The organism is Phenylobacterium sp. GW823-FHT02A09, assembly GCF_058797775.1.
In genome coordinates this window covers 528,044-545,007 of the sequence record NZ_JBXAJZ010000001.1, presented here as the reverse complement: position 1 = coordinate 545,007, position 16,964 = coordinate 528,044, and the positions used below count along the sequence as shown (strand labels likewise).

At 66.4% G+C, this 16,964-nt stretch carries 17 protein-coding genes and 1 tRNA gene; 4 read left to right on the top strand and 14 right to left on the bottom strand.

The genetic code is table 11. The features are described from left to right. Window positions 1–88: 88 nt before the first annotated feature. Window positions 89–556 carry a nucleoside deaminase gene (locus AC1Q87_RS02830; RefSeq protein WP_492607486.1) on the bottom strand — a complete coding sequence of 156 codons (468 nt, stop codon included), beginning with the start codon at window positions 554–556 and terminating at the stop codon, window positions 89–91. A gap of 4 nt (window positions 557–560) precedes the next feature. Continuing rightward, entirely contained in the window at window positions 561–1,499 is a 939-nt protein-coding gene (locus AC1Q87_RS02825) for an aldo/keto reductase (protein ID WP_492607485.1), read from the bottom strand. A gap of 482 nt (window positions 1,500–1,981) precedes the next feature. Here AC1Q87_RS02825 and AC1Q87_RS02820 point away from each other — a divergent pair, with 482 nt between their 5' ends. Together AC1Q87_RS02820 and AC1Q87_RS02815 are read left to right on the top strand one after the other, a co-directional pair. Then, complete coding sequence (locus AC1Q87_RS02820) at window positions 1,982–2,527, top strand: sigma-70 family RNA polymerase sigma factor (RefSeq protein WP_492607484.1); 546 nt, start codon at window positions 1,982–1,984, stop codon at window positions 2,525–2,527. 68 nt (window positions 2,528–2,595) lie between these two features. Continuing rightward, on the top strand, window positions 2,596–3,912 hold the full coding sequence (locus AC1Q87_RS02815; protein ID WP_492607483.1) for a transporter: 1,317 nt from the start codon (window positions 2,596–2,598) through the stop codon (window positions 3,910–3,912). 3 nt (window positions 3,913–3,915) lie between these two features. Here the strand turns inward: AC1Q87_RS02815 and AC1Q87_RS02810 are convergent, their stop codons facing one another. The 10 genes from AC1Q87_RS02810 to AC1Q87_RS02765 all read right to left on the bottom strand — a co-directional run bounded on the left by AC1Q87_RS02810 (window position 3,916) and on the right by AC1Q87_RS02765 (window position 12,258). Continuing rightward, window positions 3,916–4,470: a hypothetical protein gene (locus AC1Q87_RS02810; protein WP_492607482.1), complete on the bottom strand. Its 555-nt coding sequence runs from the start codon at window positions 4,468–4,470 to the stop codon at window positions 3,916–3,918. 4 nt (window positions 4,471–4,474) lie between these two features. After that, entirely contained in the window at window positions 4,475–5,173 is a 699-nt protein-coding gene (locus AC1Q87_RS02805) for a C39 family peptidase (protein ID WP_492607481.1), read from the bottom strand. 34 nt (window positions 5,174–5,207) lie between these two features. After that, window positions 5,208–5,561 carry a hypothetical protein gene (locus AC1Q87_RS02800; protein WP_492607480.1) on the bottom strand — a complete coding sequence of 118 codons (354 nt, stop codon included), beginning with the start codon at window positions 5,559–5,561 and terminating at the stop codon, window positions 5,208–5,210. 84 nt (window positions 5,562–5,645) lie between these two features. Beyond that, on the bottom strand, window positions 5,646–6,221 hold the full coding sequence (locus AC1Q87_RS02795; RefSeq protein WP_492607479.1) for a hypothetical protein: 576 nt from the start codon (window positions 6,219–6,221) through the stop codon (window positions 5,646–5,648). Window positions 6,222–6,361: 140 nt separating this feature from the next. After that, a tRNA-Val gene (locus AC1Q87_RS02790) sits at window positions 6,362–6,438 on the bottom strand. A 71-nt stretch (window positions 6,439–6,509) separates the two neighbouring features. Beyond that, window positions 6,510–6,782, bottom strand: a complete 273-nt coding sequence (locus AC1Q87_RS02785) for an HU family DNA-binding protein (RefSeq protein WP_056018577.1) — start codon at window positions 6,780–6,782, stop codon at window positions 6,510–6,512. A gap of 159 nt (window positions 6,783–6,941) precedes the next feature. Continuing rightward, on the bottom strand, window positions 6,942–9,341 hold the full coding sequence (gene lon, locus AC1Q87_RS02780; RefSeq protein WP_492607478.1) for an endopeptidase La: 2,400 nt from the start codon (window positions 9,339–9,341) through the stop codon (window positions 6,942–6,944). Window positions 9,342–9,546: 205 nt separating this feature from the next. Continuing rightward, entirely contained in the window at window positions 9,547–10,995 is a 1,449-nt protein-coding gene (locus AC1Q87_RS02775; RefSeq protein ID WP_492607477.1) for an amidohydrolase family protein, read from the bottom strand. Between the two features lie 73 nt (window positions 10,996–11,068). Further along, complete coding sequence (locus tag AC1Q87_RS02770) at window positions 11,069–11,641, bottom strand: hypothetical protein (protein ID WP_492607476.1); 573 nt, start codon at window positions 11,639–11,641, stop codon at window positions 11,069–11,071. After that, entirely contained in the window at window positions 11,641–12,258 is a 618-nt protein-coding gene (locus AC1Q87_RS02765) for a DUF3011 domain-containing protein (protein ID WP_492607475.1), read from the bottom strand. Before AC1Q87_RS02765 ends, AC1Q87_RS02770 begins: the two co-directional genes overlap by 1 nt. 121 nt (window positions 12,259–12,379) lie before the next feature. On the opposite strand from AC1Q87_RS02765, the gene AC1Q87_RS02760 reads away from it, so the two are divergent. After that, window positions 12,380–13,183 (top strand): ABC transporter substrate-binding protein, encoded by an 804-nt coding sequence (locus tag AC1Q87_RS02760; protein WP_492607474.1) that lies wholly within the window; start codon window positions 12,380–12,382, stop codon window positions 13,181–13,183. Window position 13,184: 1 nt separating this feature from the next. Here AC1Q87_RS02760 and AC1Q87_RS02755 read toward each other — a convergent pair whose 3' ends face one another. Together AC1Q87_RS02755 and clpX are read right to left on the bottom strand one after the other, a co-directional pair. After that, entirely contained in the window at window positions 13,185–14,540 is a 1,356-nt protein-coding gene (locus AC1Q87_RS02755) for a DHA2 family efflux MFS transporter permease subunit (protein ID WP_492607473.1), read from the bottom strand. A gap of 141 nt (window positions 14,541–14,681) precedes the next feature. Then, window positions 14,682–15,944 carry an ATP-dependent Clp protease ATP-binding subunit ClpX gene (gene clpX, locus AC1Q87_RS02750; RefSeq protein ID WP_183770171.1) on the bottom strand — a complete coding sequence of 421 codons (1,263 nt, stop codon included), beginning with the start codon at window positions 15,942–15,944 and terminating at the stop codon, window positions 14,682–14,684. A gap of 340 nt (window positions 15,945–16,284) precedes the next feature. Between clpX and AC1Q87_RS02745 the strand changes: the two genes are divergently transcribed. Beyond that, entirely contained in the window at window positions 16,285–16,950 is a 666-nt protein-coding gene (locus AC1Q87_RS02745) for an HAD-IB family hydrolase (protein ID WP_492607472.1), read from the top strand. Window positions 16,951–16,964 lie beyond the last annotated feature (14 nt).

Here is a 16,964-nt window from a genome sequence, read left to right as displayed (position 1 = left end):
GCAGCTGCCGCCCGGCGCCGTTGAGCCGATGAAAGCTCAATCTGCACGCGGTCACAACAACCCTTTGAATCCAAACTAAGTTCGGTTTTCAGCCATCCCGGCGCGCTTTCCAGAGCGCATAGAGCGACGGCCCCTCGCCCGAGATCGGCTGATGGGCGATGTCGATCGCCTGCGCCTCAAGGGGCTGGGCCATCTGGGCGTACACGGCCGCGGTCGAGAGGCCGTAGGGCTCGCCGTCTTCGTTCGAGTAGCAGAAGCGCACCCGGCGCACGCCGGTCATGTGCATCGCCGCCAGGCACATCGGACACGGCTGGCCGCTCGCATAGACGACGCAGCCGTCCAGCCGCGGCGCGCCCAACGCCTGGGCTGCGCGCCGTATCGCCGTCAGCTCGGCATGAGCTGTCGGATCGCCGGTCGCGCCGATCTCGTTGACGCCGACGGCGATCACCTCGCCGTCCTTGACCACCAGCGCCCCGAACGGCCGGCCGCCGTTGTCGAGGACGTTGGCCATCGCCAGATCCACGGCCTGGCCCAGGAAATCGGCATCGCTCCGCATCGCCCTACTCCAGTCCTTGCGCCCGCCGGATCCGCGCCGACACCGCCGGCGACAAGCTCATGCCAGAGGCGGCCAGATTGTCGATCAGATGCGCCATCCGCGTCGTGCCGACAACGGCGCAGGACACGTTCGGATCGGCGAGCACATAGGCCAGCGCCGCCTGAGCCGCCGTCATATCGTCGAGCTGCCGCAGGAAACCGAAGCGCGCGCCCTTGGCGACGTCGGCGCGATGGTTCTTCAGCGCCCGCAGCGCGTACCAGACGTCGCGCGGCGCACGCAGGCGCAGCACCTGCCCGTTGGCATGCCCCATGGCCAGCGCCATGCCCGCCAAGACGCCTTTGCCCTGTTGAGCGGCCTGGGCGATCAGGGCGGCGCGCTCGGGCCGCAGGACGTTGTAGTCGACCATCACGACGTCGAAATCCGGCAGGCCGATGATGTGCTCGATCACCGCCGGATCGAAACTGTTGGCGCCGACCGCGCCGATCAGGCCGCGGCGCTTCAGCGACGCCAACGCCTCCAGCGTGTCATGGTCCAGCTCGGCGACCGCCGGCCCGTGCAGTTGCAGGAGCGGCAGGTGCTCCAGGCCAAGATTGCGCAGGCTGCGCTCGACGCTGGCGATGATCGCCGACGGCCGGAAGTCGCGCGCCACGCGTGCGCCGTCGTGATAGGTCCCGGCCTTGGTGGCGATCACCACGCCATCCAGCGCCCTGCCCTTCAAGGCCCGCCCCAGCCGCGGCTCCGCCTCGCCGCCGGAATAGGCCGCGCCGGTGTCGAAGAAGGTGACGCCGCGATCCAGCGCCGCGTGGACCAGGTTCGTCGCCTGACGCTCGTCGAACGCTTTCTGGCCCCACCAGCTGGCGCAGCCCAAGCCGATCTCGGAGACGGCCAAACCGGTTCGCCCAAGGGCGCGGTAGCGCATAGCGTTGGTGGTCGATTGCAACATCACGTCCGGGACGACGCCTAGAGATCGCTGTGGCGCACGCAACGCCCGCGTTAGTCCCCGCCTGCCTAGCCGCACGCATGACTCCGGCGCAAGTCCAGGCGCGCTCCGAAACGTCGAGTCCTCAACGGTTTGCGCGTTCCACCCTAGCGTCGACAAGCTAGGCTAATGCGTTTTAATTCAAGTTATAGTGGCACCATTACCACGACGATTGAATATTCGATCAATACCGCACTCAATATTTCGCCTTAACTTATATTAACAAGCGAGACTATTGGGCAGGCCCATTTCATCCGATTCTGACGCGCACGTCACGCTTACCTCAGGTCGAAACCCCACGACACCATCGTTCGCCTTGAATACGCAAACCGCAGGTAATAGTAACAGCGTTATCCGACATCGGCACACCCATGCCGCAGCGTCGGAAGGGGGAGAGGAAAGGACGAGGGCCTGTTGAGCCTTCGCGGTGTGGAGGGCTACCCCCTATGCGAGACGTGTTCCCGGACGCCGTCATCGCGCTGATCCCGATGATGCGCGCCTATGCCATGAGTCTCACACGCTCCAGACCGGAGGCCGACGACCTGGTGCAGGACACGCTCGTCCGAGCGTGGCGATTTCGCACGGCCTATGAGCCAGGAACCAACCTCAAGGCCTGGCTCTACAAGATCCTGCGCAACATCTTCTATTCGAACCACGCCCGGCGCCGCCTCGTGGTTCAGGACGTCGATGGAAAGCTGACGGCCCAGCTCGCCTGCACCCCCGACCAGGAATGGCAGGTCGAGTTCGGCGACCTGCTGCGGTCGCTGGATCGCCTGACGCCCGACACCCGAGACGCCCTGCTGCTGATTGTGGTCGCCGGCCTCAGCTATGAGGAAGCGGCCGAGGTCTGCGGCTGCGCGACCGGCACCCTCAAGAGCCGCGTCAGCAGGGCCCGCGCCCGTCTGGCCGAACTGCTCGACTACGACCTGCCCGCCGCACGCCGACATCTTGCGCGCCGCCCCGCGCCGGCGCCCCAGGCCTCGGGCGCATGATTGAACCCTCCAGCCGAGCCTGCCGTTTAGTCGGCGGCCGATGGGTCTCCACAGTCCGGATCGAGCAGATGACCACATCACCATCTCGCGCCCTGCGCCGCCTGACTATCATCGGCGCAGCGGTCGTCAGCCTGGCGATCAGCGCCCCCGCTCACGCCCAGGAAGACATCTCTTCCAAACTCGAGCGTATCGAGGCCCTGCTCGTCGACCAGTCGTCCCGGCTCTCCGCCCAGGAACGCAAGCTCGCCGAGCAGGCCGTGCTGATCCAGCAACAGGACCTGGAACTGCGGGCGCTGCGCGCGACGCGCGACGACCCCCTCGGAGAGATCCGCGCCGGGCGCACCGCCGCGCCCCAGCAGGCCGCGGCTCCGCTCAACCCGCCTCTAGGGCCGGCGGCGACGAGCGCCTCCGCCCAACTGCCGTCACGGCCGGTCGGCGAGGCCCCGCCGCCGGCGACGACCGAGCAGAAGGCCCGGGAGGTCGCCGCCATCCCCGAACGCCTGGGCGTCCTGACCCCACCGGGCCGCTTCGTGTTCGATCCCACGGTCGAATACGTGCGCGCCAGCACCAATCGCCTGACGTTCCGGGGGGTCGAGATCGTCCCGGGGATCAATCTCGGCCTGATCGAGGCCGGTGATGCGGACCGCGATTCCGTCGTCGGCACGCTCGCCGCGCGCTACGGCGTGACCAACCGCCTCGAGGTGGAGGCGCGTGTTCCCTACGTCTATCGCCACGACCGGATCACCACAGTGGCGGCCGCCGACCGGGCCGTCACCCGCACCATGGAACTGGACGCCAACGACCTCGGCGACGTCGAGGTGTCCGGCCGCTACCAACTCAACAGCGGCGACAACGGCTGGCCGATTTTCGTGGCGGGGCTTCGGGTCAAGTCCGACACCGGCGTCGGCCCCTATGACGTCGACTTCGACGACTTCGCCGTCGCCAAGGGCCTGGCGACGGGCTCCGGCTTCTGGGCGAGCGAACTGGGCCTGACGATGCTCTATCCCAGCGATCCGGCGGTGATCTACGGCGGGATCAGCTACCTGCACAACTTCGCGGGCAACGTAGACAAGGCTGTCGGCAACAACATCTTCGTCGGCGAAGTGGACCCCGGGGACGGCATCAACGCCAGCATCGGCTTCGGCCTGGCGCTCAATCCGAAGTTCTCAGTCTCGTTCGGCTACCAGCACCACTACATCTTCCCGACCGACACCGAGATCAACGGCACGACGCAGAGCTCGAACAGCCTTTCGATCGGCGCCCTGCAGATGAGCCTGTCGTATCGGCTGAACCGACGGATCACGCTGATCAACAGCTTCGAATTCGGGGTGACGAGCGACGCGCCCGACATGCGGCTGACCGTGCGGGCCCCCTACTCCTTCTGAGGGTCAGCGTCGCGCGGCGTCGCCGAGCGCCGCGCCGACCGACTCCATCATCCGCATGTTGGCGCGCTCCTGGATCGCCGACTGCTGGAACTGGGTCAGTTCCGGTATCTTCAGGTCGATCTGGACCTCCTGGCGGATGTCGCGATTGTTGGCCGTGTTGACGACGACATTGGCGATCCTCGCGGCGCTCAGTTCGTGCAGCACCACGGTCGAGCCGCCATCGCCGCTCACAGTCACGCCAGGCAACTGCGCAGCCCCGTCGGACAAGGTGATCTGGCCGGTCTGCCCCTGGCTTGCGAGCGCGGGAGCCGCCTCGGACTGCATCGCGCCCTGGTCAGTCCAGACCAGCTTGGTCTCCAGCACCAACGCGCCGTCGACGAAGGTCCGCACCGAGGCGCCGAAGCCGACCTCCATTCCACTCGGCAGCTGGATTCCCCCGCGTTCGACGGCCAGTTCCTCATCGCTCAACGGCGCGCCGAACGCCGGCTCGGCGCTCGCAGCTCCCACGCTGGCGATGAAACCCAGGAAGAGCGCAGCGATGAACGAGACATACCGCATGGCGTCAGAAACCGGCCGCAGGCCGGTTCTCCCAGACCACCTGATAGAGCGGCGGCAACTGCATCGTGAGGGCGGCCAGCGAGTCGTCGGTCATCGGCTGGCCGAACAGCGAGGTGGTGGCCGCAGCCCATTCGTTATCGGCGTTGTAGAGGCCACGGCCGGGCCCGGAGTGGATCCCGAACACGATCCCGTTCCAGACCTTCTCGAACTCGGCCTGCCGATAGGACTTCAGGCCCAGCGCCGGGTCGCCGACGAGTATCCGCCCGTCCCCGGCGCCCTTGACCACCACGAAGTGCTTGTAGGTCCCGACTGTGATCACGGCGATCGACGGCCACTTCGCATGCACCAGAGCGTCGGCGTCGATGCGATAGCCGTCGGCCTTGTATCCGCGGGCCGCCAGGTAGCGCTTCATGTCGAGCAGCGAGAAGCCGACCTTCTGGATCTGGGCCTGATCGCCCCCGGCGTACATCGCCTTGAAGATGTCGCCCTCGGTGACGTCGACGCCGTAGTGGTAACGCAGCAGCGTCGCCAGCGCCGCCGAGCCGCAGCTGTAGTCGTACTGCTGGCGCACGACGGTCTTGAAAGGCATGTCGCGGAAGGTCGTGACGCGGTCTAGCGCGAACAGCGATCCGCCGTCAGTGAAGGCGATCTGGGCGGCCGCCGGGCTCCCCGACGCGCACAGCGCCACGATCGCCGCGGCCAAGACATGTCGACCCCGAGGCGGCATGGCGCTCTGCCTACGGTCCGCCCAGCGTGGCGATGTTGACGCTGATCACGCCCTGGAGGTTGTTGTTGTTGCCGGTGTTGACGACGAAATTGCCGATGCCGGAGTAATCTCCTGTCGAGAAATCGACGTTGCCGGTGGCCACTTGATTGGCCTCGATCGAGCCGGAGTTGCTGGCCGAGAGCTGCTGGTTGGAGAGCGCTTCGACCACCACCGCCTGCCCGCCGCTGATCGCTCCGAGCTCGGCATCTCCGATCGGAGTCGCGTCCGGCGTTCCAGTTGCCGCCGGCGCGGTCGTGGCGGGCGCCTCTTGAGCCATGGCTACGCTGGAAGCGCCCAAGGCCGCCAGAATGAGGCCGCCGAACATCCACCTCGACATCGCTCCCTCCATATCCCCAAAACCTCGAATGCGAGTACGGGCCGGCGCCCGAAGACGCCGGCCCGGGTACGCTTACGGAGCGCCGAAGCTGATGTTGGCGTTCGCCGACAGCGACGTCGCGGCCTGGCCTTGAGCGTTGATGCCGGAGTTGGCGTTCGCGGTTTGGATGCCGCCGAACGCTGCGCCGTCGAACGACGCGTTGCCGGTCGTAATGGAGCCAGTCGCGCCATCGCCGCCGTTGGTGGAAACCGGAGCGCCGGTGACCGTGCCGCTGAGCGTCTGCGTGGACACCGCGGTGTAGGTCGCCGTCGTCGAGTTGTCCGAGTTATCCGAGTTGTCGGAGTTGTCGGTCGTCGAACTGTTCGAATTGTCCGAGCTGTTCGAGTTGTCCGAATTATTCGAGTTGTCCGAGTTGTTCGAATTGTCCGTCGTGGAGTTGTTCGAATTGTCGGTGGTCGAGTTGTCGGAGTTGTCCGAATTGTCCGAGTTGTCGGTTGTGGAGTTGTTCGAATTGTCGGTGGTCGCTTGGGTCACCGTCGCCGTCGACGCGTTGTCGGTCGTCGTATTGTCGACCTGCGCGATAGCCATGGTGCTCATGCCGAGGCCGATCACCAGCGCGGCAGCCGATGTGAGAAGCTTGGATTTCATAAGGTCACCCTCCCAGGGTCGCTAAGAAACTGGAGGCGCCTTGTCCTCCGGCCGCCAGAACCGCTGGAGCGCTGGGAGAGTTCGGATCACATGACCGTGAACCGCATTTGGTGGGGAATGAGGCGTCCCACCGAAGGGAGTGGTGGGCGGCGAGGGGTTCGAACCCCCGACCCCCTGGGTGTAAACCAGGTGCTCTGACCAGCTGAGCTAGCCGCCCTCATAGAATGCGAAAAAGGGCGACCTCCACGTCGGGAGGCCGCCCTCGAACGAAAGCCGCGATGGCGGTCCTTAGTTCAGCGAGCCCTTCAGGCCTTCGCCAACGCGGAAACGCGCCGTCTTCGAAGCCGGACGGCTCACGGTCTCGCCGGTGCGCGGGTTGCGCGCGGTGCCCGCGGCGCGGGTCACCGGCACGAAGCTGCCGAAACCGACGAGTCGAACTTCTTGGCCCGCCTTCAGCGACGCGGTGACGCTGTCGATGAACGCTTCCAGAGCGTCTTTCGCCTGCGCCTTATTGAGGCCCGCCTTGTCGGCGATCGCCGTGACGAGTTCGGCCTTGGTCATTTCTTGTCTCTCCCAGCCCGTTATCTCAAACCGCGAACCTCTCGCGGAAGCGCGAGGCTGCTTCGCGTTGCGCGATTATGGCGGTCGATTCTCGCCCGTCAAACAAAGGCGGCGCGGGGAGGCCCCGCGCCGCCTTATTTTTTCTCAGTTTTCCACCGTTTAGTGGGTGATCATGGCCTCGTCAGAGCCGTCGTCAGCCGCAACCGATACCGCCGGTTGCTCGGCGGGGTTCCATTCGATCGGCGTCAGGGGCTGAATCAGCGCCCGGGCAAGGACTTCATCGACATTGGAGACCGGCACGATCTCGAGCGCCGATTTCACGTTGTCCGGGATATCGGCCAGATCTTTCACGTTTTCCTGCGGGATCAGCACGGTCTTGACGCCGGAACGCAGCGCCGCGAGCAGCTTTTCCTTCAGGCCGCCGATGGCCGTCACCCTGCCCCGCAGCGTGACTTCGCCGGTCATGGCGATGTCCTTGCGGATCGGGATGCCGGTCAGCACCGAGACGATGGCCGTGGCCATGGCCGCGCCGGCGGACGGACCGTCCTTGGGCGTGGCGCCGTCCGGCACGTGGATGTGCACGTCGGTCTTCTCGAAGACTGGCGGCTCGATGCCGAAGTGCGTCGCCCGGCTGCGGACATAGCTCGCCGCCGCCTGGATCGACTCCTTCATGACGTCCTTCAGGTTGCCCGTGATGGACATCCGGCCCTTGCCCGGCATCTTGACCGCTTCGATGGTCAGGATGTCGCCGCCGAACTCGGTATAGGCCAGGCCGGTGATGATCCCGACCTGATCTTCCTCGTCCGTCTCGCCGTAGCGGTACTTGCGCACGCCCGCGTACTTGGCCAGCCGCTCGTCATCGACCGTGATCGAGGTGACGCTTTCACGGCCGAGGTCCCGCACCGTCTTACGCGCCAGGTTGCCCAGTTCGCGCTCGAGCGAGCGGACGCCGGCTTCCCGCGTGTAATAGCGGATCAGATCGCGGATGGTCTCGTCCGGAACGATGAACTCTTCCGGCTTCAGGCCATGGTCCTTGGTCTGCTTGGGCAGGATGTGGCGCTTGGCGATCTCGACCTTCTCATCCTCGGTGTAGCCGGGGATGCGGATGATCTCCATGCGGTCCAGCAGCGGCTGGGGCATGTTGAGACTGTTGGCCGTCGTGACGAACATCACCGGCGAGAGGTCGTAGTCGACCTCCAGATAGTGGTCGCCGAACGTCGAGTTCTGCGCCGGATCCAGGACCTCGAGCAACGCCGAAGCCGGGTCGCCGCGATAATCGCTGCCCATCTTGTCGATCTCGTCGAGCAGGAAGAATGCGTTGGTGGACTTCGCCTTCTTCATCGACTGGATGATCTTGCCGGGCATCGAGCCGATGTAGGTCCGGCGGTGACCGCGGATCTCGGCCTCGTCGCGCACGCCGCCCAGGGAGACGCGCACGAACTCACGGCCGGTCGCCTCGGCGATCGACTTGCCCAGCGAGGTCTTGCCGACGCCCGGAGGACCAACGAGGCAGAGGATCGGGCCCTTCAGCGAGCCGACCCGCGCCTGCACGGCGAGGTACTCAAGGATCCGCTCCTTGACCTTTTCCAGGCCAAAGTGGTCGCGGTTCAGCACCTCCTCGGCCTTCACCAAGTCGATGGTCTTGCCCTTGGTCTTGCCCCACGGAATCGAGAGCAGCCAGTCGAGGTAGTTCCGGACGACGGTGGATTCCGCCGACATCGGGCTCATGTTGCGCAGCTTCTTCAGCTCGCCCTCGGCCTTGGTGCGGGCCTCCTTGGAGAGCTTGGTCTTCTTGATGCGCTTTTCGAGCTCGATCAGCTCGTCGCGCTGATCGTCTTGTTCGCCCAGCTCACGCTGGATCGCCTTCATCTGCTCGTTGAGATAGTACTCGCGCTGGGTCTTCTCCATCTGCCGCTTCACGCGGTTCCGGATCTTCTTCTCGGTCTGCATGACCGAGATTTCGCCCTCCATCAGGGCGTAGACCTTCTCCAAGCGCTTCACGACGTTGAAGATCTCGAGCAGACTCTGCTTCTCGGCGATCTTCACCGACAGATGGCTAGCGATGCGGTCGGCCAGCTCGCCGGGCGCGTCGACCTGCGGCATCGAGGCCAGGGCCTCGGGCGGCACCTTCTTGTTCAGTTTGACGTAGTTCTCGAACTGCTCGACGACCGCGCGCGACAGCGCTTCGGCCTCGGGCGAGGCCGCGCCGTCCTCGGAAATGAAGGCGATCTCGGCTTCGTAGAACTCTTCCTGCGCGGTGAAACGGGAAATGCCGGCGCGCGCCTTGCCTTCGACCAGCACCTTCACGGTGCCGTCCGGAAGCTTGAGCAGCTGCAGAACCGTCGCCACGACCCCGACGTCATAGATGGCCTCGGGCGACGGATCGTCGTCGTCCTTGTCCTTCTGGGTCGCGAGGAGGATCTGCTTGCCTTCACCCCGCATCGCCTCTTCGAGCGCGCGTACGGATTTCTCCCGGCCCACGAAGAGCGGCACCGGTTGATGCGGGAACACCACGATGTCCCGCAGCGGTAGAATGGGAAGGGTCTTAATCTCGGACATGATGCGTTCTTAACTCCTGCCGGCCTGTTGGGGGATCAGGCTCGGCCCCCGGACCGCGGTCACTTCAGACGATGCGTCTGAGTCGGACGGCCCGTCCGCCTTTGAAGGCGGCTTATCGGCTCATTTATGTGGACGCTTCCGACCGTCATTCAAGCGCAGCCGCAAATATGCACGCCATCCATCTAGGGAAGATGACGCGCGATACTCAAGCGCCACCAGAGCGGGCGGCGGCTTCTGCCGTAGTTTTCAACATTTCATCCAGAGCTTTCCGATCGAAATATTGCCCCTTGAGCACCACGCCGCCGATCGCGCGCGTGGCGGTGATGTCGGCGAGCGGGTTGCGATCGAGGATCAGGATGTCGGCGGCCTTGCCTCCGGCGATCGCACCGTAGCGGTCGGCGTGGCCCAGGAACCGCGGGCCGTTGATCACTGAGGCCTGCAGCGCGTGCAGCGGCGAGAGGCCGGCGTCGACATAGATCTTGAGCTCGTCGTGCAGGCCGATGCCCGGATAGTTGAACGAGTTGAGGAAGCCGGCGTCGGTTCCCGCCAGGATCGACACCCCGGCGGCTTGCAGCATCGGCACGAGCGAGGCGTTCTTCTCGTAGATCGCGTGACGCCGCGCGATCGCCGCGGCGTCGTCCTTCGACGCCCGCTCGACCCGCCAGGCGTAGGTCGCCTGAAGGCCCTTGCCGATGTAGGCGAGGTAGGGGTCGTTCTTGTGATCGTCCTGGTCGAGATAGGCCGTGGCCTTGCTGCCGTTCAGGGTCGGCGAAACATAGGTTCCCCGCGCGGCCAGCCGGCGGAAGCCGGCCATCGCCGTCGCCTCGTCGAACGTCGCCAGCGTCTGGATTGTGGCCTGCGCGCCGGTAATCTTGCCGCTCGCGACGTCGCCGGCGATCTGCGCCTCCTGCGGCGAGCCCATCCGCAGCGCATAGCCCATGTGCTCGATCGAGCTGAGACCGGCCTCGCTGGCCATGTCGACGGTGATCGCCGCCGGGATGTGGGCCGAGGTGATCAGGCCGCGCGCCTTGGCCTGCTTGACGGTGTAGACGAACAGCTGCGGCGTCAGGGTGTTTTCGGTGATCTTGACGAAGTCCACCTTGAGGCCTTGCAGCTTGTCGAGCGCCGCGTCGGCCTCAGCCTCGGTCCCGACCTCGATGGTCCCCTTCCACATCGGCTTCACGCCTTCGATCTTCGGACCGGAGGAGAAGATGGTCGGACCGAGCAAGGCGCCCGACGCCACCTCCCCGCGCCAGGCCAGGACCTGTTCGGGCAGGTCGCCCGAGGCGTCCCGCACGGTGGTGATCCCGTGGGCGACGTAGAGCGGCAGCAAGGCCTTGTTCTCGCCGATGAGCTCCGGACCGCCGCCGAAATGCACGTGGTTGTCCCACAGGCCGGGCATCACGAAGCGCCCCTTGGCGTCGATCGTTCGCCCGGCGCTGAACTCCGCCTTGGCCTTGGCCGTCGGCGTCACCGCGACGATCGTATCGCCCCGGACCGCGACCGCCGCGCCCTTGTCCAGCTTGCCGCTCGCCACGTCGATCACCGTCGCATCGACGATCAGCAGATCGACCTTCTCGGCCGCATAAGCCGCGACGGAGCCGCCCATCAGCAGGGCGACGGCGAGTGGAGCTGCACGTGAGAGGTTACGCATGGAGGCCTTCCGGAAAACTGAAGGCGTCGTGTAGCCGCTCAGGGCGCCCACGTCCTCGACATATCGTCGCGCGTCATCCCGTCTTGGGCGCGTACATGAACGTCCCGCAGAGCTCGGCTTCCGGCGATGTCGCGCCAGGCGCCGCCGCGCCGCTGAAGGCGATCACGACCAGCGCCGGCGCCCCGCTGCTGTCGGCGCCGATATCGGCTACCAGATAAGTTGTCGGCGTAGCTCCGCAGAACCCCCCGTTGCGAGCCGTGCCGGCGTCCTGGGCGACAACCTTGAAGACCAATAGGTCCGAGGTCTCCGGCACATTGATCAGACTAGCGAAGCTGGCTTTAGTCGATGCATAGGCGCTCGCCGCCTTAATGGTGGAAACGCCTTCGACGCTGTACGTCTGTCCCTGCGCGAACTTCAGCGTTCCGGCGGAGGCTGTTAGGTCGCCGGTGACACCCATCGCGGTGTTGGAGATCGCGTCAAAGGCTCCCTCTGGCGCCGGGATCGTCACCGCTAGCGTCACCACGGGCGGCGTCTCGCCCTGAGCGCTGGCGGAAGCCGCAGGCTTATCCGTAGCCGGCTCAGCCGGCTTGCGGTCACAGCCGGCCGCCAGCAGCAAGCCCGCACAGGCCAGGACCGCGGCGCGCATCAGTTCAGCTCCACATTGGCGTAGCGGCCGTCGTAGTCGCAGTTGAAGCTGTAGGTCACGCTCCGCGGGCCGACGTCGGCGGCGACATAGCCCTGGACCGAATAGCCGCGCCCCTGCGGCCGCGCATAGGTGATCCGGTCGATGCGCGCCCGGCTGCCGTATCGCGAAGCCTGGTTCATCGCTTCGTTGGAACAACTGTCGACCGCCTGGCGCGAGTCCGCCGACGAACCGCCGCTGCTGTTGTCCTTGGAGCCGGCCGCCAGCGCGCCCAGCAGCAGCCCGCCCAGCAGCAGCCCGCCGACGACCGCCGCGGTGTTGTCCTTGTCCTTCTTGCCGTTGTCGCCGCCGTAACGGTCCTCGACCCGGAAGCGGCCGCGGCAGCCGCGGTCGACCCAGACCCCTCGGCCATCCCAGCCCCAGGTCTGGTTCTCGATGCAGGCGCCGTTGTTGTTGCTGTACTGGTAGTCCAGCCAAACTCGCCCGCGCGAATTGACCGGGCAATAGTTGCGTCCGTAGCCCGACGACGAACAGTCGATGTACGAGTCCGCATAGGCCGGCGTGACCGGGGCGGTCCAAAGACCAAGCACCGACGCCGCGATCATCAAGCCGACACGCATCCCCGACCTCCGATGACTTCCAGCGTCACCCTAACGCCAACAACTCTCCGTTGAGAATAGCGCTTGTCATCGGCCGACAATGGAATTCTCATCGAGACCGTAGCCAGGAGGGGTGATCGACATGCGACGCGGCTTGGTGATGGGCGTAGTCCTCGGCCTCCTCGTAGGCGCCGCACCGGCGTTGGCCGACACCCTCGACGACGCGGCCAAGCGCGGCGCCCTGAAGATCTGCGTCGTGGAAGGCGCGCCCTACGCGCTCAAAACCCCGTCGGGTCGCTGGATCGGCCATGAGATCGACATCGGCCAGCGGCTGGCGACCGACTTCGGGCTCGCGCCGGACTTCGTGTCCGCGTCCTACGCCGACGTGATCGGCCGGCTGAACAAGGGCGAATGCGACCTGATCGCCGCCTCGCTGGCGATTGAACCGGACCGGCTGCGCCAAGCCTGGTTCACCACGCCCTACAGCGAGACCGACGTTTCGATCGTCGTCGCTCAGAAAGGTCCGGTCCGGATGGCCGACCTCGACAAACCCGGCGTGGTCATCGGCGCGGTCGCCGGCGCGCCGGCGATCCTGCTGGCCAAGTCGAAGCTGCCCGCCGCGACCGTCGAGGTGTTTCCCGACCTGCTCGCCGCCGAACGCGCGCTCGAAGGCGGCGCGGTCAACGGATTGGCGCACAAAGCCCCAATTCCCCGGTTGGTCGCCGTGAAGGAGCCCGAAAAGTACGCGGTGGTCGAGGGCGAGCCCCTGGCCCGCACTGCCGACGCCTTCGCCGTCCGCAAGGGCGACGCTGATCTGCTGAACACGCTGAACGGCTGGGTCGAGGCCCGCAAGCGCGACGGGTTCCTCGACCGAACCAACAGCTATTGGCTTTCGACCCTCGACTGGACCGAACGACTGAAGCCGCGCACGGCCGCTGCGAAGTAGCCTAGCGGTCCTCCGCCGGCCCCATCGCGAGGGCTCCGACCAGCCCGGCCGCCGCCGCCGCGCAGGCCGCCGACGCCATGGCGATCTGGTAGGCCTGGGTCATCGTGGCGCCGCTAGCTTCGCCCGGCGCCAGGGCGAAGCCCGCGAGGGCGACCGCCAGCAATCCGCCGACCCGCGCCGTGGCGTTGTTGATCCCTGACGCGGCGCCCTCGTAGGCGCTGGGCACGGCGCCCAGCACCGCATCGGTCAGCGGCGCCACCGCCACGCCCATCCCCAAGGCCAGCAAGGTCAGGCCCGGGAAGACGCCGGTCCAGTAGGCCCCATCCTGCGCGCTCCAGGCGAGACCGGCGAAGCCCGCAGCCGCCAGCAGTGGACCGATTGTCAGCATCGCGCGCACGCCGATCCGGGCCGACAGAATTCCGGCGAGCGGCGAGAGCGCAGCCAGCCCGATCGATAGCGGCAGCAGCGCCGCGCCAGCCTCCGTCGCCGGATAGCCGTGGCCCCGGATCAGCTGAAACGGCAGCAGGAACAATGCGCCTCCGAACGCCGCGTAGAGCAGCAGCGTCAAGACGTTGGCCCCTGAGAAAGCGGCGCTACGAAAGAGGCCCAACGGCACCATAGGGCTAGCGGCTCGATGCTCGATGCGCAGGAAAAGCGCCAGCAGCACGGCGCCCGCCGCGCCTAGGGTCCACACCGCTGTTGATGCGCCGGCGCTTGAGGCCTGCGTCAGGCTCCAAGTCAGGGCGCTGAGCCCCAGGGTGGCGCAGGCCGCGCCGCTCCAGTCCACCGGGCCTGCGGCCGGCTCGCGGCTTTCCCGAGCGCCGGCCAGGATGAACCAGATCGCCAAGGCTGCGAGCGGCAGATTGACTAGGAACACGACCCGCCAGGAGACCGTATCGGTCAGCCAGCCGCCCAGCACGGGACCTAGGGCGCTCATCAGGCCGCTGGCGCCGGCCCAGACGCCGACCGCCCGTCCCCTGCCCTTCTCGTCGAACGAAGCGCCCAGCAAGGCCAGGCTGGCCGGAACCAGCAGCGCAGCGCCAACGCCCTGGAGCGCCCGGGCCATGATCAGCAGCGCCAGGTTGGGCGCCGCGCCGCAGAGCGCCGAGGCCGCCGAGAACAACACCACGCCGACGACAAAGACCCTGCGCCGGCCATAGCGATCGGCCGCCGCGCCGCCGGCCAGCACCAGCGCGCCGAGCATCAGCGCATAGGCGTTCATGATCCACTGCGCGCCGGCCGCGTCGCCGCCGAGCTGCTGTTGGATCACCGGCAGGGTGAGATTTACGGCCGATCCGTCGATGAAGGCCAGGCTCGAGCCCAACACCGTCCCGGCCAGCACGAGCCGCCCGTTCAACGGCCTCTCGGCAGGCTCGGTCGCCGCCACCACGCCGCGATCGCAGGGCGCTGCGCCGATCTGGCTCAGGGCCGCCCCCAAAACGAAAGGGCCCCGCGGCGCATGTCCGCGGGGCCCATGATCATTGGTCGCTCAACCGCCTCAGGCGGCGCCGCCCTTGTCGCGGCGCTCGGCGTAGATGACCAGCGGCTGGGCGCGGCCTTCCACGACCTCGGCGTTGACCACCACTTCCTCGACCCCGTCATAGGTCGGCAGCTCGTACATGGTGTCGAGCAGGATGCCTTCCAGGATCGAGCGCAGGCCGCGCGCGCCTGTCTTGCGCTGGATGGCCTTGCGGGCCACGGCGCTGAGCGCGTCGTCGGTGAAGGTCAGGCCGACATTCTCCATGTCGAACAGACGCTGATACTGCTTCACGAAGGCGTTCTTCGGCTCGGTCAGGATCTTGACCAGGGCGGCCTCGTCGAGGTCGTCCAGGGTCGCGATCACCGGCAGACGGCCGATGAACTCCGGGATCAGGCCGAAGCGCAGCAGGTCGTCCGGCTCCACCTGGCGGAAGATCTCGCCGGTGCGGCGGTCGTCCGGGTCCGACACCTTGGCGCCGAAGCCGATCGAGGTGCCCTGACCGCGGGCCGAGATGATCTTTTCCAGGCCGGCGAAGGCGCCGCCGCAGATGAACAGGATGTTGGTCGTGTCGACTTGCAGGAATTCCTGCTGCGGATGCTTGCGGCCGCCTTGCGGCGGCACCGAAGCGACCGTGCCTTCCATGATCTTCAGCAGGGCCTGCTGGACGCCCTCGCCCGACACGTCGCGGGTGATCGAGGGGTTGTCCGACTTGCGGCTGATCTTGTCGACTTCGTCGATGTAGACGATGCCGCGCTGGGCGCGTTCGACGTTGTAGTCGGCGGCCTGCAGCAGCTTCAGGATGATGTTCTCGACGTCCTCGCCGACATAGCCGGCTTCGGTCAGGGTCGTGGCGTCGGCCACGGTGAACGGCACGTCGATGATTCGAGCCAGGGTCTGGGCCAGCAGGGTCTTACCCGTACCGGTCGGACCGATGAGCAGGATGTTGGCCTTGCCCAGTTCGACGTCGTTGTTCTTCGTCGCGTGGTTCAGGCGCTTGTAGTGATTGTGGACGGCGACCGAGAGCACCTTCTTGGCGTGGTCCTGGCCGATCACGTAGTCGTCGAGGACTTCGCGGATCTCCTTCGGGGTCGGGACGCCGTCCTTCGACTTCACGAAGGAAATCTTGTGCTCTTCGCGGATGATATCCATGCACAGCTCGACGCATTCATCACAGATGAACACCGTCGGGCCCGCGATAAGCTTGCGGACCTCGTGCTGGCTCTTGCCGCAGAAAGAGCAATACAGCGTGCTCTTGGAGTCTCCGCTCGCGGCCTTGGTCATGCTCTTTTCTCACTCTCTCGACGCCGCCGACCGAAGTCTTCGCCGTCGTTCGGCCCTGGGGCGTCCCTGACGCCATCAGTGCAGGATACGTGCCCGGGGTTGTCTAATCCTTGACATTCCCCGATCCGAGCCACGATCACAAGCCTCTGACATACTTCAGTGACATTTGGCGGCGGGGCGCCCGATGGCGGGCATGTCCGAATCCCTAGATGGGATTGTGTTCAAACGGCGCAAGTGAGACGCCCTGGCGCGCTATCCGCCCCTCCCACAACGGCCGGACCAACGCCAGACGCGATGACTTGAGTTGACACGTCACAGAACGCGGCGTGTTGGGGGATCTATGGCTAGACGACAACTGCGGCGCATCGGCGCCTCGCAGGCGGAATCCTTGGACGAGCAGATTGAAGACGCGGGCGTGGTCGCCTTCGACTTCGACGGCACCTTGACCACCCACGACAGCTACACCGCCTTCCTGAAGTGGCGCGCCGGGCCCACGCGGTACAATCTCGGTCTGGCCAAGTTGGCGCCGTCCGCCCTTTCCTACCTCGCGCATCGCAACCGCGGGCGCATCAAGGCGGCGGCCACGCGCGAGTTCCTGGCCGGCGTCTCGCGCGAGCGGCTGGAAGCCGACGCCCGCGCCTTCGCCGAATTGATGGCCCCGCGGATGCTGCGCCCGGATGCGCTGCGCACTTGGCGGCGCTGGGGCCAGCGGCGCGCAAAGCTGGTTATCGTTACCGCCTCGCCTGAAATCGTCGTCGCGCCTTTCGCCCGCGGCCTGGGGGCCGACCTGCTGATCGGCACCGAACTCAAGTTCGACGCCCGTGACCGGGTGATCGGCAGCTTCGACGGCCCCAACTGCCGCGGGCCGGAAAAGGTGCGCCGACTGCAGGAGGTGTTCGGCCCCGACGTGCGGTTGCGCGCGGCCTATGGCGACACAAGCGGAGATCGTGAGATGCTCGCGATCGCCGACGAGCCCGGCTACCGGGTCTTCCAGGAGAAGCCCTGAGCCGCCTGACCACA

Coding starts and splice junctions, on each gene's coding strand:
- AC1Q87_RS02830 (WP_492607486.1), bottom strand. CDS start 556: ATGCGGAGCGATGCCGATTTCCTGGGCCAGGCCGTGGATCTGGCGATG.
- AC1Q87_RS02825 (WP_492607485.1), bottom strand. CDS start 1,499: ATGTTGCAATCGACCACCAACGCTATGCGCTACCGCGCCCTTGGGCGA.
- AC1Q87_RS02820 (WP_492607484.1), top strand. CDS start 1,982: ATGCGAGACGTGTTCCCGGACGCCGTCATCGCGCTGATCCCGATGATG.
- AC1Q87_RS02815 (WP_492607483.1), top strand. CDS start 2,596: ATGACCACATCACCATCTCGCGCCCTGCGCCGCCTGACTATCATCGGC.
- AC1Q87_RS02810 (WP_492607482.1), bottom strand. CDS start 4,470: ATGCGGTATGTCTCGTTCATCGCTGCGCTCTTCCTGGGTTTCATCGCC.
- AC1Q87_RS02800 (WP_492607480.1), bottom strand. CDS start 5,561: ATGTTCGGCGGCCTCATTCTGGCGGCCTTGGGCGCTTCCAGCGTAGCC.
- AC1Q87_RS02795 (WP_492607479.1), bottom strand. CDS start 6,221: ATGAAATCCAAGCTTCTCACATCGGCTGCCGCGCTGGTGATCGGCCTC.
- AC1Q87_RS02785 (WP_056018577.1), bottom strand. CDS start 6,782: ATGACCAAGGCCGAACTCGTCACGGCGATCGCCGACAAGGCGGGCCTC.
- lon (WP_492607478.1), bottom strand. CDS start 9,341: ATGTCCGAGATTAAGACCCTTCCCATTCTACCGCTGCGGGACATCGTG.
- AC1Q87_RS02775 (WP_492607477.1), bottom strand. CDS start 10,995: ATGCGTAACCTCTCACGTGCAGCTCCACTCGCCGTCGCCCTGCTGATG.
- AC1Q87_RS02770 (WP_492607476.1), bottom strand. CDS start 11,641: ATGCGCGCCGCGGTCCTGGCCTGTGCGGGCTTGCTGCTGGCGGCCGGC.
- AC1Q87_RS02765 (WP_492607475.1), bottom strand. CDS start 12,258: ATGCGTGTCGGCTTGATGATCGCGGCGTCGGTGCTTGGTCTTTGGACC.
- AC1Q87_RS02760 (WP_492607474.1), top strand. CDS start 12,380: ATGCGACGCGGCTTGGTGATGGGCGTAGTCCTCGGCCTCCTCGTAGGC.
- clpX (WP_183770171.1), bottom strand. CDS start 15,944: ATGACCAAGGCCGCGAGCGGAGACTCCAAGAGCACGCTGTATTGCTCT.
- AC1Q87_RS02745 (WP_492607472.1), top strand. CDS start 16,285: ATGGCTAGACGACAACTGCGGCGCATCGGCGCCTCGCAGGCGGAATCC.